The organism is Arthrobacter sp. 05T47 (genome assembly GCF_056395825.1).
Genome location: NZ_JBFTKG010000024.1, coordinates 1 through 13,366, shown reverse-complemented (window position 1 = coordinate 13,366; position 13,366 = coordinate 1). Strand labels below are relative to the sequence as shown.

Annotated in this window: 11 protein-coding genes, 1 tRNA gene and 1 rRNA gene; 7 read left to right on the top strand and 6 right to left on the bottom strand. The window is 66.7% G+C overall.

From position 1 onward, the window contains the following. Positions 1-87: 87 nt before the first annotated feature. A complete protein-coding gene (locus AC1DEY_RS15865) occupies positions 88-876 on the top strand; it encodes a hypothetical protein (RefSeq protein ID WP_476868796.1) in 789 nt (262 codons plus the stop codon). 82 nt (positions 877-958) lie between these two features. Here AC1DEY_RS15865 and AC1DEY_RS15860 read toward each other — a convergent pair. Both AC1DEY_RS15860 and AC1DEY_RS15855 read right to left on the bottom strand, forming a co-directional pair. Continuing rightward, positions 959-1,035, bottom strand: a tRNA-Thr gene (locus AC1DEY_RS15860). A 202-nt stretch (positions 1,036-1,237) separates the two neighbouring features. Then, the gene (locus tag AC1DEY_RS15855; protein ID WP_441410907.1) at positions 1,238-2,128 is read right to left on the bottom strand and encodes a DsbA family protein; all 891 of its coding nucleotides are present in this window, start codon (positions 2,126-2,128) and stop codon (positions 1,238-1,240) included. Positions 2,129-2,311: 183 nt separating this feature from the next. On the opposite strand from AC1DEY_RS15855, the gene AC1DEY_RS15850 reads away from it, so the two are divergent. The 4 genes from AC1DEY_RS15850 (at position 2,312) to AC1DEY_RS15835 (ending at position 7,577) form a co-directional block, all read left to right on the top strand. Further along, on the top strand, positions 2,312-3,832 hold the full coding sequence (locus tag AC1DEY_RS15850) for an alpha,alpha-trehalose-phosphate synthase (UDP-forming) (RefSeq protein WP_476868795.1): 1,521 nt from the start codon (positions 2,312-2,314) through the stop codon (positions 3,830-3,832). After that, on the top strand, positions 3,822-4,676 hold the full coding sequence (gene otsB / locus AC1DEY_RS15845) for a trehalose-phosphatase (RefSeq protein WP_476868794.1): 855 nt from the start codon (positions 3,822-3,824) through the stop codon (positions 4,674-4,676). Before AC1DEY_RS15850 ends, otsB begins: the two co-directional genes overlap by 11 nt. 264 nt (positions 4,677-4,940) lie before the next feature. Further along, a complete protein-coding gene (locus tag AC1DEY_RS15840) occupies positions 4,941-6,023 on the top strand; it encodes an ABC transporter ATP-binding protein (protein WP_476868793.1) in 1,083 nt (360 codons plus the stop codon). Between the two features lie 135 nt (positions 6,024-6,158). Beyond that, entirely contained in the window at positions 6,159-7,577 is a 1,419-nt protein-coding gene (locus tag AC1DEY_RS15835) for a DUF4032 domain-containing protein (RefSeq protein ID WP_476868792.1), read from the top strand. A gap of 84 nt (positions 7,578-7,661) precedes the next feature. Here the strand turns inward: AC1DEY_RS15835 and AC1DEY_RS15830 are convergent, their stop codons facing one another. Next, positions 7,662-9,032 carry an FAD-binding oxidoreductase gene (locus tag AC1DEY_RS15830; RefSeq protein ID WP_476868791.1) on the bottom strand — a complete coding sequence of 457 codons (1,371 nt, stop codon included), beginning with the start codon at positions 9,030-9,032 and terminating at the stop codon, positions 7,662-7,664. Positions 9,033-9,213: 181 nt separating this feature from the next. On the opposite strand from AC1DEY_RS15830, the gene AC1DEY_RS15825 reads away from it, so the two are divergent. Further along, positions 9,214-10,992, top strand: a complete 1,779-nt coding sequence (locus tag AC1DEY_RS15825) for a glycoside hydrolase family 13 protein (protein ID WP_476868790.1) — start codon at positions 9,214-9,216, stop codon at positions 10,990-10,992. 2 nt (positions 10,993-10,994) lie between these two features. Further along, the gene (locus tag AC1DEY_RS15820; protein ID WP_476868789.1) at positions 10,995-12,029 is read left to right on the top strand and encodes a LacI family DNA-binding transcriptional regulator; all 1,035 of its coding nucleotides are present in this window, start codon (positions 10,995-10,997) and stop codon (positions 12,027-12,029) included. Here the strand turns inward: AC1DEY_RS15820 and AC1DEY_RS15815 are convergent. From AC1DEY_RS15815 to rrf, 3 genes are all read right to left on the bottom strand, one after another. After that, positions 12,026-12,571 carry an N-acetyltransferase family protein gene (locus AC1DEY_RS15815; protein WP_476868788.1) on the bottom strand — a complete coding sequence of 182 codons (546 nt, stop codon included), beginning with the start codon at positions 12,569-12,571 and terminating at the stop codon, positions 12,026-12,028. The two genes, AC1DEY_RS15820 and AC1DEY_RS15815, sit on opposite strands and share 4 nt — an antisense overlap. Next, a complete protein-coding gene (locus AC1DEY_RS15810) occupies positions 12,564-13,064 on the bottom strand; it encodes an SRPBCC domain-containing protein (protein WP_476868787.1) in 501 nt (166 codons plus the stop codon). The genes AC1DEY_RS15815 and AC1DEY_RS15810 overlap by 8 nt, the downstream gene beginning before the upstream one ends. A gap of 114 nt (positions 13,065-13,178) precedes the next feature. Continuing rightward, a 5S ribosomal RNA gene (rrf, locus tag AC1DEY_RS15805) occupies positions 13,179-13,295 on the bottom strand. Positions 13,296-13,366: the final 71 nt, after the last annotated feature.

The window sequence follows — 13,366 nt, the reverse complement described above, 5'->3', positions numbered from 1 at the left end:
GCATCACCCCAGGAAACCGCGCCCTGCGCGAAGTTGAGTGCACACCAGACCCGGTACAGTGCCGGCACGGCCACAAGAGTGGTTTTCGTGACAGCCGCCGAAGCCGCACAGAATGCCGTGCTGATCACCGGCTGTGTCCGCAACCCCGAAGGGTATGTCCAGGAGTGGCAGCAGACCGGCTTCATCGGCAAGAACGGATTCGCCCCGGAGGGACAGCTGCGGGAGGGCCAGTACCGTTCACCCACCGGCTCGTTCTCCGCCACCGAGGCCCTGGGCAAGGCGGATCCCGGCACCAGGCTGCTGTACCACACGGTCAACCGGCGCTCCCGGTGGGGCGGGCCGGGCAGCCCCGCCTACAACAACTACGTGGAGGGCGGGTCGGCCGCCGACGAAAACCTCTGGTACTGGATGAACCAGGGCACCTACGAGCAGGCGGCCGTCATCAACTACAACCGACTGCCGGATGCCACCCCCGTCCCGGGCGCGGACTACGCAATCTTCTTCGGCGCCGGCAACCGGGTCTCGGCCGGGTGCGTCTCGACCACACTGGAGACCTCAACCCGGGTTGTGCAGACCCTCGTTCCCGGCGACCGCTTCATTATGGGAGCAGTGAGCGACGTCTTTGTGGCGGCCCCGCCGGCCACCTCGGCGCCTGCCACTGCCACACCGCCGGCCGCCCAGGCGCCGGCGGCGTCGTCACCCCCCGCGCCTCCAGCCGCCACGGCTGCGGCCTCGCCCTCGAGCCAGGGCGCGCCGGCTGCCGAAACGGGCGTCCCCGCGCCGGTCACCCTCGGGTTGCTGCTCGTTGTCGGCGGCGCCGCGGCGGTGGCTCTGTCCTTTGTACTGAGGATGCACCGCAAGCGCGGGAATGGCTGACGGTCCTGCCCCGGAACCGCGACCAGACAGGCATGAGAAAACCCCTCCGTTCCGGGCAATATCGCCGGAACAGAGGGGTTCGTGGGGCCCCCTGTCGGATTCGAACCGACGACCCCCGCTTTACAAGAGCGGTGCTCTGGCCAACTGAGCTAAGGAGGCATTCCTGGCGCATTCCGGCACCACGCCAAAAATGGCGCGGATGTCAGGACGCTAGATAAGGTTAGCCCACCGATGCCCGGTGAGAAAAACCGTGGGAAAAACGCGCACCCCACTGGAAGCGAAACGGAAGGCCCGGCCCCGAAAATATTGCGGGGCCGGGCCAACAGCTGCGGGCCTTCAACGGCGTGAGTGCCGTGGGCGGTTACTTCTTGGCGTCGACGGCGGCCTGCAGGAACTGGTCGAACGGAGTCTGGGCGCTGTCGCCGACGCCCCACTGCTTGCCTTCGACGAACACGGTGGGCGTCCCGGTCACACCGATCACCGCGGCCTCCTGGGTGGTGTGCTTGACCCACGGGCGGAACGTCTTGTCATCGACACACGACTCGATGCTCTTGGCGCCGACGTCGGTGGCCATCTTCTTCAACTCCGTGTCGGAGAGACCGGCACTGCCTTCGGCCGGCTGCTTCGCGAACAGCGCATCGACGAAGTCCGAGTACTTCTCCGGGGATTCGTTGACCACACAGGCAGCGGCGTTGGCCGCGCGCGAGGAGTAGTTGGTGGTGGACCGGCTGTCCAGGAAGCCGAGCGGGCGGTACTCCACCGTGATCTTGCCTTCATTGCGCAGCTTGGTGAGCGTCTCGTTGTACTGAGCCTCGAAGTTCTTGCAGACGGGGCAGATGAAGTCGATGTAGAGGACCACCTTGACCGGCTTGCCGGCCTCCGCTTCGGCGCCCGGGGCCGTGACCGTCGCCGGCGGCGTGGCCGGCGCGGCCGGGAGGTCGGACAGCTTCACGGTTGCGGGTTCGGTCTTCGCAACCTCCGTGTTCGCCAGCAGGGTGACGCCGCCGTGGATATTGCCGTTGGCCGGGGTGGGTCCCTCGTCGGCAACCGGGGCGTTGTTCTTGATGTTGGAGGTGACAACAAGCGCCACGATCACAATGATGACGACGACGGCGGCAACAATGCCCCAGCCGATCAGCAGCTTGTTGCGCTTCTCCTTTTTCAGCTGCGCCTCACGGATCTCACGGGCTTTCTCGCGCGCCGCGGCAGTGCGCTCTGCCTTAGACTGTCGGGGTTCGTTTGCGGGGCTCATTGGTTCCTCGGGTCGTTCGGCCAGGGACGGTCCACTCTGTGGCAACTTCATCATTTTAGGGGAGAAACCCGAGAACTTGCGCTTTCAACTTTCCCCTCCGCCCTGCCCAACGGACGAATAGCCCGGAAGATTCCGTGCCGCTAGGGTTGATGGAGAGCCACGAGCGGACCCCAGGGGGCACCAATGGAAGCAACGGACAGAGCTGGCGACGGCGGGACAAGCACCGCCGAAGCGGCGCGGACGGCCACCGACGGCGCGGCATCACGTGCCGGGGCCGGGGATCAGTTCGACTTCATGGTGGTGTCCAACCGGCTGCCCGTAGACCGCTGTTCGCCCGAGGAGGCCGGCTGCGAGGGCGGCTGGCGCCGCTCCCCCGGCGGACTCGTGACAGCGCTGGCCCCGATGATGACCAAGACCGACGGCGCCTGGGTGGGCTGGCACGGGGCCCCCGACGAGACGGTCAAGCCCTTCAGCCACGGCGGCATTGACCTGATCCCGGTCCAGCTGAGCACGGACGACATCGAGCTTTTCTACGAGGGCTTTTCCAACGCCACCCTGTGGCCGCTTTACCACGACGTCATCGCCCCGCCGGAGTTCCACCGCACCTGGTGGGACTCCTACCGGAAGGTCAACAGAAGGTTCGCCGACGCCGTCATCCGCCATGCTGCCGAGGGCGCCACCGTCTGGGTGCAGGACTACCAGCTCCAGCTGGTTCCGAAGCTGCTCCGGGAGGCCCGGCCGGACCTGAAGATCGGGTTCTTCAACCACATCCCCTTCCCGCCGCCGGAAATCTTCGCCCAGCTGCCGTGGCGCCATGCGATCATCGACGGCCTGCTCGGCGCGGACCTGGTGGGTTTCCAGCGCACCAGCGACGCCGGAAACTTCATGCGCTCGGCCCGGCGCTTCCTGGGCGCCAGCGTCAAGCAGCAACAGGTCCACGTACGGGGCTCCGACGGCGAAACCACCCACATCGCCCGGGCCCAGGCATTCCCTATCTCCATTGACGTCAAGCAGATCAGCGAGCTGGCGAAGAGTCCGGAAGTCATTGAGCGCGCCCACCAGATCCGCCGGGACCTCGGCAACCCGAAGACCATCCTGCTTGGCGTCGACCGCCTGGACTACACCAAGGGCATCCGGCACCGGCTCAAGGCCTACGAGGAACTGCTGCAGGACGGCAAGCTCACCGTGGAGGACGCGAGCCTGATCCAGGTGGCCAGCCCCAGCCGGGAACGCGTGGAACAGTACCGCCTGCTCCGCGAGGAGGTCGAGGGCACGGTGGGCCACATCAACGGCACTTTCGACACCATGCAGAACACGGCAGTCCGCTACCTGCACCACAGTTACCCCATCGAGGAGATGGTGTCGCTGTACCTGGCCGCCGACGTCATGCTGGTCACCGCCTTGCGTGACGGCATGAACCTCGTGGCCAAGGAATACGTCACGGCCCGGACGAATAACGACGGCGCGCTGGTGCTCAGCGAGTTTGCCGGCGCCGCCGACCAGCTCAAACAGGCCCTGCTGATGAACCCGCACGACATCGACGGGCTCAAGGACACCATCATGAGGGCCGTCCATATCCCGCCGGCCGAGGCATCCCGGCGCATGCGGGCCATGCGCAAGCAGATTCTGGACCACGACGTCGACCTCTGGTCCTCCGACTTCCTGACCGCCCTTGCCGAAAAGGTTATTCGCGATGACTCCTGACGCCACCGGTACCGAGGATTCAGGCACCAACGACTCGGGCACTAGAAAATCAGGCACGGCCCGGCTCTCGCTCTCCCCGGAACTGCTGGCTGCCGTGCGCCGCGTCGCCGGCACCGGGCACCTGCTCGTGGCTATGGACTTCGACGGCACCATGGCACCGCTGGTGGACCATGCGGGCGACTCCCGCTCGCTCCCGCGCTCCGCGGCCGCCTTCGCGGGACTGGCGGAACTTCCCGAAACGACGACGGCGCTCATCTCCGGCCGCGCGCTGGACAGCCTGCGGGCCGTCGCCTTCCCACCGGAGAACACACTGTTGATCGGCAGCCACGGCGCCGAGGTCTGGATGGGGCCCGGGTCCTCGCAGCTCATGCTCGACGACGACCAGCGGGAACTCCTGGCCGAGGTCCGCAAAGAGCTTGCCGAGATCGTGGAGCAGGCGCCCGGGACGCTACTGGAGGACAAGCCGGCCGGCGTCGTCCTGCACACCCGGCTCGCTGCGGATGACGTTGCCGAGGACGCCGTCGCCGCGGCCAAGGCAGTCCTGCAGGACCGCCGCGGAGTGTTCCTCAAGACCGGCAACCGCGTCCTGGAGACCTCGGTGGTGCACGCCTCCAAGGGAGAGGGCATCTCCTTCCTGCGGCAGGCCACCGGGGCCACGGCAGTGGTCTTCGCCGGAGACGACACCACCGACGAGGACGCCCTGGCCAGCCTGGTCCCGGGCGACCTGGGCGTAAAGGTGGGGCTCGATTTCACCCAGGCCGAGTTCCGGGTGGAGGCGCCAGTCCACATCTGCGAGCTGCTCGAGGCCCTCCTGAGGGAACGCAAACGGGCCCTGGACCACTGAAAGCCCTCCCGGGAAACGCAGCCGCAGACCGCCAAGTGGGCAGCATCACCTGTGACATCCGTAACATTTTGGCCCAAATGTCAAAAATCTGACATACTCTGTTTGTGATGTGGCGCACAACTACCGTGCGGCGTCACTGGATACTCCTCGGCTTCGGCCGAGGAGTATGCGCATGAAAACCCACAATTAAATTAACAACTGCATAAAAAGACCATTCACTACGGATCGTCCGGCACGTACCTGCCGGTGAAGGGATTGATAACTGTGGCTACAGTTACTTTTGACAACGCAACACGTCTGTACCCGGGCACCGAAAAGCCCGCTGTTGACAAGCTCAACATTGATATCGCCGATGGCGAATTCCTGGTCCTCGTTGGACCCTCCGGCTGCGGAAAGTCGACCTCCCTGCGCATGCTCGCAGGTCTTGAGGACGTCAACTCCGGCCGCATCCTCATTGGTGACCGTGACGTCACGGACGTCCCGCCGAAGGATCGCGACATCGCCATGGTGTTCCAGAACTACGCCCTGTACCCGCACATGACCGTGGCGGACAACATGGGCTTCGCACTGAAGATCGCCGGCGTCAGCAAGGAAGAGCGCGCCGAGCGCGTCCGCGAAGCTGCAAAGCTGCTCGACCTCGAACCGTACCTGGACCGCAAGCCGAAGGCCCTCTCCGGCGGCCAGCGCCAGCGCGTTGCCATGGGCCGGGCCATTGTCCGTAACCCGCAGGTCTTCCTCATGGATGAGCCGCTGTCCAACCTTGACGCCAAGCTGCGCGTCCAGACCCGCACCCAGATCGCGTCCCTGACCCGCCGCCTCGGCGTCACCACGGTCTACGTGACACACGACCAGGTCGAGGCCATGACCATGGGCGACCGCGTCGCCGTGCTSAAGGACGGCCTGCTGATGCAGGTYGACACCCCGCGCAACCTCTACGACAAGCCGAAGAACGTCTTCGTSGCCGGCTTCATCGGCTCCCCYGCCATGAACCTSCTSGAACTSCCCGTCGTCGACGGCGGTGTGCAGTTCGGCGGCACCGTYTACCCGGTMCCGCGCGACRTCCTCGAAGAAGCCCACGGCCAGACCGTGACCCTGGGCTCCCGCCCGGAGGACCTTGAGACCGTTGCCCAGGGCGAAGGCCTCCAGGTCGAGGTCGACGTCGTCGAAGAACTCGGCGCCGACGCCTACGTCTACGGCCACACCACGCTGGACGGCCAGAGCCACGACATCGTGGCCCGCGTCGACGGCCGCCGCCCCCCGATGAAGGGCGAGTCCATCTGGGTCCGTCCGCAGTCAGGCCACGTACACCTGTTCGACACCAAGACCGGCCTGCGCCTCGGCGACTAAGCCCACCGGTTCCCTAACCACGGCGTAACCGACGGCGGTCCTCCCCAGTGGAGGGCCGCCGTCGGGCGTTAACTGCACCGCTTTAGGCGGGCCCCGCAAAATACGGAAGAATTGATTCATGACCGAGGAAACCCCATGACCGAGGAATACAGCGCCCAGTGGCACGACGAGCCCACTGACTACGGTCAGATCGGCAAATTGCCCCGGCAAGAAGCCGCCAGCGCCAATGACGACAAGGCCTCGCTCGTGTCCAGTTCGCTGAGCATCACGGCCGCCGCCACAGAGCCCGAGCTCCTGGACCTGCCCTGGCACATTGCCCTCGAGGACTGGCCGGCCGAGTATCTGGCAGCCCTGCCGCGCGGCATATCGCGGCATATCGTGCGCTTCGCCCACCTCGGCGGCTCGGTCATCGCCATCAAGGAAACCTCGGAACACGTGGCCCGCCACGAATACCACATGCTCCGCAAGCTGGCCCGGCTGGACGTTCCCGGCGTAGAGCCGGTGGCCGTCATCACCGGACGCACCACGCCCGACGGCCGGCCGCTGAACCCTGTGCTGGTCACCCGGCACCTGAAATTCTCGATGCCCTACCGCGCGCTTTTCTCCCAGATGCTGCGCAAGGACACCCTGACCCGTCTCATAGACGCCCAGGCGCTGCTGCTGGTCCGGCTGCACCTGATCGGCTTCTACTGGGGCGACGTCTCGCTCTCCAATACCCTGTTCCGCCGCGACGCCGGCGCCTTCGCCGCCTACCTCGTGGACGCCGAGACCGGCGAGCTGTACCCGGATCTGTCCACCGGCCAGCGCGAATACGACCTCGAAATCGCCCGGGTCAACATCGCCGGGGAACTCATGGACCTGCTCGACGGCGGTCTGATCGAGGAGAAGGTGGACCCGGTGGCCACCAGCGAGCTGATCATGGACAGCTACCGCCGGTTGTGGACCGAGCTGACAGCGAAGGAGTCGTTCGAGATCGGCGAGCGCTGGCGCGTGGCCGCCCGCATCCGGCGGCTCAACGAGCTGGGGTTCGACGTCGAGGAATACGCGATCAAGACCACGCAGAACGGCTCCACCATCCAGCTCCAGCCGAAGGTGGTCGACGCCGGGCACCACCAGCGCCGGCTGCTGCGCCTGACCGGCCTGGACGCCCAGGAAAACCAGGCCCGCCGGCTCCTGAACGACATGGACTCGTTCCGGGCGGACAACAACCCGGGCATGGACGAGGAATACAGCGCGCACCTGTGGGTCAGCCAGATCTTCGAGCCGATCGTGCGCGCCATTCCCCGCGATCTCTCCGGCAAGCTCGAGCCGGCCGAGGCCGTGCATGAGGTCCTGGAGCACCGCTGGTACATCTCCGAAAAGGAGAACCGGCACATCCCCCTGGCCGAGGCCGTCCAGTCCTACATTGACAACGAGCTCCGCCACCGCCGGGACGAGGCCGCCATCATGCTCAACCCGGACACCGGGCTGCTCAAGATCCTTGAGGTGGAGACCGAGGAATCACGCTACGGTGCCGACGAATCGATCGGGGAATACCCCGACTCGGACGACTAACCTGCAGCCCGGGCCACGCCGACTGATGCGCCGGGCGCGTTGTGGCACGCCCGGGCTAAATAGTTTTCAGCTAAGTCGATTCAGCTAAATCGCTTTTCCGGGGTTCAGGATTCCGGCCGGGTCGAACAGCTCCTTGATCCGTCGCTGCAGTTCGCGCACCGGTTCCTTCTGCTCCAGGCCCAGCCAGCGCAGCTTGTACTGGCCGATCCCGTGTTCGCCGGTGATGGTGCCGCCCATGGCCAGCGCCACGGCAATGGACCTGTCCAGGGCGGCGCCGAGCCGCTCCATGGCATCGGGGTCCACTGCGTTATCCACCCGGTCGATCCAGAAGGTGGGGTGCAGGTTGCCGTCGCCGGCATGGGCCACGACCTTGAGCTGGACCCGGTGCTCGGCCGCCATAGCCTCCAGCTCGGCCACGTAGTCCACCAGCCGCGAGCGCGGTACCGCCACGTCTTCGCCCACCCGGTATTCGTCGTCCACCTCGGTCCCGCGGCTGTTGCGGCGCAGCTCGACAAGATGCTCCGCCTCGGCGTTGGCCTCCATGGTCACCACCGCTCCCCCGGCCGCCAGGACCGGGCGGATGGCCGCAGCCTCCGCCGCCGCACCGAAGCCGTCGGTCTGGATCAGCAGCAGGGACGCTCCGCGCGCGGCCAGGTCAGAGCCGTGGATGTCGTCGAGCTGGGCGAGTGAGCCGCCGTCGAGCAGTTCCATGATGGCCGGCTGCACGCGCGCCTGGCCGACGGCGAGGACGCCGGCCGCGGCGCTGCGGAAGTCCGGGTAGAAGGCTGCGATGGTGTGCACTTCGCGCGGCAGGTACTTCAGCCTCACGGTCACGCCGACAACGATCCCCAGAGTCCCCTCCGAGCCAACGAAGAGCCCAGTGAGGTCGTACCCGGCGACGCCCTTGAATGTCTGGTGGCCGGTGTGGATGAGGGAGCCGTCCGCGAGCACGACGTCGAGGGCCAGGACCGAGTCACGGGTGACGCCGTACTTCGCGCACCGCAGCCCGCCGGCATTGGTGGCCACGTTGCCGCCGATGGTGGACATCTTGAAGCTCGCGGGGTCCGGGGCGAACATCAGCCCGTGCGCGGCCGCGGCGGCGTTGAGGTCCGCATTGATGACGCCCGGCTCCACGACGGCGGTCTCGTCATCCGGGTTGAGGTCCAGGATCCGGTTCATCCCCTCGAGCGTGAGCACCACGCAGCCCTCACTCGCGTGCGCGCCGCCCGAGACTCCGGTGCCGGCCCCGCGCGCCACCAGGGCGACGCCGCGCGCGGCACAGGCACGCACCGTTGCCTGCACGTCGGCCACCGAATCGGCGCGAACCACGGCCAGCGGGAGCTGATAGTCCAGGACGGGAGCCTGGTCCACGGCGTACGCGGCCAGGGTGGTGGCGTCCACGGCAATTTTGGCCGGGCCCAGGGAAGAGGTCAGCTCATCGATGATGCTTCGCATGCGGTCTCCAGTTCGGTCGAATCCGAATCCCAGTCTAAGGCCGTGCATTGTCGGTGATCTGGCTCACAACCGCAAGCGCTTCCAAGCATCACTGTGTTATTCCAATCGTTGACCGAAACTACGCGTAAAAATGAATGTAAGCGTTTTCATTTTTCGGCTTTTCAGCCTTACGATTGCCGTCATGTCCGTAGATTCAGTTCTCTTCTCCCCCGCAGCGCTGGCCGGCCCCCTGACGGGTCCGCTGACTCCTGTTCACGCCGCAGACCACATTCCCGGGTGGTGGCGCTCTGCCGTGATCTACCAGGTCTACCCGCGCTCGTTCCGGGACCTGGACGGCGACGGCATCGGCGATCTCGGCGGAATTACCGCCGAACTGCCCCGCCTTGCCGAACTGGACATCGACGCCGTCTGGCTGTCCCCGTTCTACCGCTCACCGCAGCGCGACGCCGGCTACGACGTCAGCGACTACTGCGACGTCGATCCCCTGTTCGGCACGCTGGAGGATTTCGACGCCATGATGGCCGAGGCCACCCGGCTGGAGATGCGGATGATCGTGGACCTCGTGCCCAACCACTGCTCGGACCAGCACCCGGCCTTCCAGGCCGCCCTGGCCGCCCCCGCCGGCAGCCCGGAGCGGGACATGTTCATCTTCCGCGACGGCCGYGGARMATTCGGCGARSAMCCGCCRAACAACTGGCAGTCCCACTTCGGCGGTTCAGCCTGGACCCGGATCACCGAACCGGGCGGCGCCCCGGGCCAGTGGTACCTGCACCTCTTCGACTCCTCCCAGCCCGACTTCAACTGGGACAACCGCGCCGTCCACGACGAATTCGAGCGGGTCCTGCGTTTCTGGCTGGACCGCGGCGTCTCCGGTTTCCGGGTGGACGTGGCGCATGCCCTGGTGAAGGCCCCCGGCCTGCCCGAGTGGGGCGGACGCGCCGACGGCAGCAGCTCCGACGGCTTCCCCGGCCACGACGCTCCGATGTTCGGCCAACCTGCCCTCCACGACATCTACCGCCAGTGGCGGAAGATTCTCGCCGAGTACGGCCCCGACCGGATCCTCTGCGCCGAGGCAAACGTTGACCCGCTCCCCCGGCTCGCGGACTGGGTGCGCCCGGACGAAATGCACCAGGCCTTCAACTTCCCCTACCTCCACGCGGGCCTTGACGTGCACCGCATGCGCCACGTCATCACCGAGTCACTGACATCGCTGGACGCCGTCGCCGCCCCCAGCACCTGGGTGCTCTCCAACCACGACGTCGTCCGCCACGCCACCCGCTTCGGGTACAGCGGGCAGGCGCCGCGCGACGGTGACGGAATCGGCACCGGGGACCCGCAGCCGGACGAGGACCTCGGCCGGTCCCGTGCGGCAGCGGCATCCATGTTCATGCTGGGGCTGCCCGGCGGGGCCTACCTCTACCAGGGCGAAGAGCTCGGCCTCCCGGACGGGATCGACATCCCGGACACCCGCCGCCAGGACCCCACCTTCGCCCGTACCGGCGGCGCGCGACTGGGCCGCGACGGCTGCCGTGTCCCGCTGCCCTGGCGGGCCCGGGAACGCAACGCCGGGTTCGGCGACGGGCAAGACCCCTGGCTGCCCCAGCCGGAAAGTTTCGCGCGGCTGGCGCGCGATGTGCAGGCCGCTTCGCCGTCGTCACACCTGAGCCTCTACAAGCGCATGCTGGAGCTGCGACGCCGGCTGGACCTGGGCCSCGGCTCACTGGCCTGGTACGAGGACCTGTGCACGGACACGAGCCTTGCCTTCCTCAACGGCTCCACGCTGGTGCTGCTGAACGTGGGGTCCGAACCACTGGAACTGCCCGCAGGGCGGGTCCTGCTGCGCAGCTCATCGGCTCCGGACGCAGGTTACCCCGCCGAGGCCATTTCCAGCACCGGAGATCAGTTAAGCTCAGGTGAAACTGTTTGGTTGGAAATCTACATCGAGGACACGGAGGGGTAGGAATGCCCGGCATCAAGGACGTCGCGGAACGGGCCGGCCTCTCCAGCGCCACCGTTTCACGCGCCTTGAGCGGCAAAGGCAACGTCTCCCCGCGCAGCCGGGAACGTGCCAGGGCGGCCGCCGCCGAGCTCGGCTTCGTCCTGTCCTACCACGCCTCCAGCCTGGCCTCCGGCCGTAGCCACAATGTCGGCGTCGTGGTGCCTTCGGTCCACCGGTGGTTCTTTTCCTCGGTGGTCGAAGGCGTCTCGGCAACCCTGCTGGACGCCGGTTACGACCTCACGCTGTACAACGTCAGCGAAGGGCAGGAACGCCGGCACAGTGTGCTGAACGACTTCCTGCTGCGCAAGCGCGTGGATGCGGTGATCGCGGTCTCCTTGGAGCTCTCCGAATCCGAGATCGATCAGCTGCTGGCCATCCACCGTCCCATCGTCGGGATCGGCGGCCCGCTGCCCGGGGCCTCAACCATCCGCATCGACGACTCCGGAATCGCCGAGGCGGCTGCCCGGCACCTGATCCAGCTCGGCCACACCAGGATCGCCCATATGACCGGCGACGCCGCCTATGAGCAGGATTTCCGCCTGCCCGTAACCCGTCGGGCGGGGTTCAAGAAGGCCATGCGCGACGCGGGGTTGGCCGTCCGGCCCGAATGGCAGGTCTCCGCGGATTTCACCATCCAAGGCGCCTATGCCGCCGCACGGCACCTGCTCGGCAGCTCGCCGGAACGTCCCACGGCCGTCTTTGCCGCCTCCGACGAGATGGCGATCGGCGCTATCCTCGCAGCCCGGGACTTCGGCCTGAGGGTGCCCCAGGACCTCTCCGTCATCGGCATCGATGGCCACGAGCTGGGTGAGGTCTTTGGGCTGACCACATTCGACCAGGATGCGCGAGGCCAGGGCGCGCTGTCGGTGCGGCGTTTGCTGGCCAGGCTCGAGGGTACCTCCGACGCGGACGCCACGCACACCGAATATCCCACGCGCTTTGTCATACGGTCCAGCACTGCTGTTCCGCCGGTTGACCAAGGACTCCTGCGGGGCTAGCGTCCTGCCGGCAGCACCCGTTCCATGATGATTTCGGATTGTCCGGTATTGAGCGGGTAGGGCTCCCGCGTACCGGTGTCCTGGAAACCGTGGCGCAGGTAGAACCTCTGGGCCCGTCCGTTGTCCTGGTGCACGCCCAGCTGGAGCAGCCGGGCGCCAAGTTCCTCTCCTGCAGCCTCAACCGCCTGCCGGAGCATGGCATCGGCCAAGCCGGAACCACGGTGCTCCGGAGCAACATACACGCTGATCAGCATCGCCTGCCGAGGGCGGGCCAGGTCCGTCGGCAGCTTGGCTACTACCCGCATCAGCGCGTGCAACGGGCTGCCGTCCCGTCCGTCGTCTGCGACCAAGGACACGCTGCCTGGCCCCGCCATTGCTGCCGCTCGATCCTGCCACTGTTCCTCGGACTGGGCGCGGGCCGACTCCAGGCTTTCGACGTAGGCAGTGGGGGTATCTGCGAGCATCTCCAGGCGGATACTGCGCAGCTTCTGCCACTCGTCGGCCTGCAGCCGACGGATCCTGGCCTGCGGGCTGTCAGTCATCGGCACCGCCCATGAACCGAACGAAACGGTCCAGGACGCCGGGCCAGCCGGCTGCGTAGTCTGCCCGGGCCGCGGTGGGGTCCTCCGCGCCTTCCCAACCGCCGTGTACCAGGCGGAGCTCTGTTCCCCCATCTACTGCCCTGAATGCCACCCGCAGTTCGGTGGACCACATGGCAGTGGTGCCCGGGTGCCAGCTGGCATGGAAGGACAGCGGCGGCTGCCAGTCGTCAATCGACCCCCACACGGCCGTCCGGCCATCATCAGCGGTTTCCATGATCAGGTTTTCCTCGAACTCCACGTAGGAGCCGGCACCATAGACGCTGTGGTCCTCAAGCGGCCACCAGAGGTGCGTATGCTCGGTGAATCCGACAAAAGCCCGGGCGACGGCGCCCGGGACTACGACCGTGTAAACAACCGGCTCCAAGCCGTCTGCTGCCTCCGTCTCGGGGGCATCAGGCGGGTCAACGGGAGCGTGGCTGAAGAGGTTATCCATGGGCATTTACTCTACCCGTGCCGCTCAACCGGGCGGGCGCCGGATTTTTTGTTTTGTGGGTTAAATGCGGGAGGACCCCCAACATGTGTTGGGGGTCCTCGACCGTTAATGATGTTCCGGCGGTGACCTACTCTCCCACACCCTCCCGGGTGCAGTACCATCGGCGCTGTGGGTCTTAGCTTCCGGGTTCGGGATGGGACCGGGCGTTTCCCCCACGCTATGACCGCCGTAACCCTTGCTCCGCCACCGCCCGTTGCCGGGGGTGGGGAAATCTGGTGGTTACAACATGGTTACAACATGTG

Bases quoted from the DNA above. Each gene is read 5' to 3' on its own strand.
- otsB (WP_476868794.1), top strand. From the start codon at position 3,822: ATGACTCCTGACGCCACCGGTACCGAGGATTCAGGCACCAACGACTCG.
- AC1DEY_RS15835 (WP_476868792.1), top strand. From the start codon at position 6,159: ATGACCGAGGAATACAGCGCCCAGTGGCACGACGAGCCCACTGACTAC.
- AC1DEY_RS15815 (WP_476868788.1), bottom strand. From the start codon at position 12,571: ATGACTGACAGCCCGCAGGCCAGGATCCGTCGGCTGCAGGCCGACGAG.
- AC1DEY_RS15830 (WP_476868791.1), bottom strand. From the start codon at position 9,032: ATGCGAAGCATCATCGATGAGCTGACCTCTTCCCTGGGCCCGGCCAAA.
- AC1DEY_RS15810 (WP_476868787.1), bottom strand. From the start codon at position 13,064: ATGGATAACCTCTTCAGCCACGCTCCCGTTGACCCGCCTGATGCCCCC.
- AC1DEY_RS15820 (WP_476868789.1), top strand. From the start codon at position 10,995: ATGCCCGGCATCAAGGACGTCGCGGAACGGGCCGGCCTCTCCAGCGCC.
- AC1DEY_RS15855 (WP_441410907.1), bottom strand. From the start codon at position 2,128: ATGAGCCCCGCAAACGAACCCCGACAGTCTAAGGCAGAGCGCACTGCC.
- AC1DEY_RS15850 (WP_476868795.1), top strand. From the start codon at position 2,312: ATGGAAGCAACGGACAGAGCTGGCGACGGCGGGACAAGCACCGCCGAA.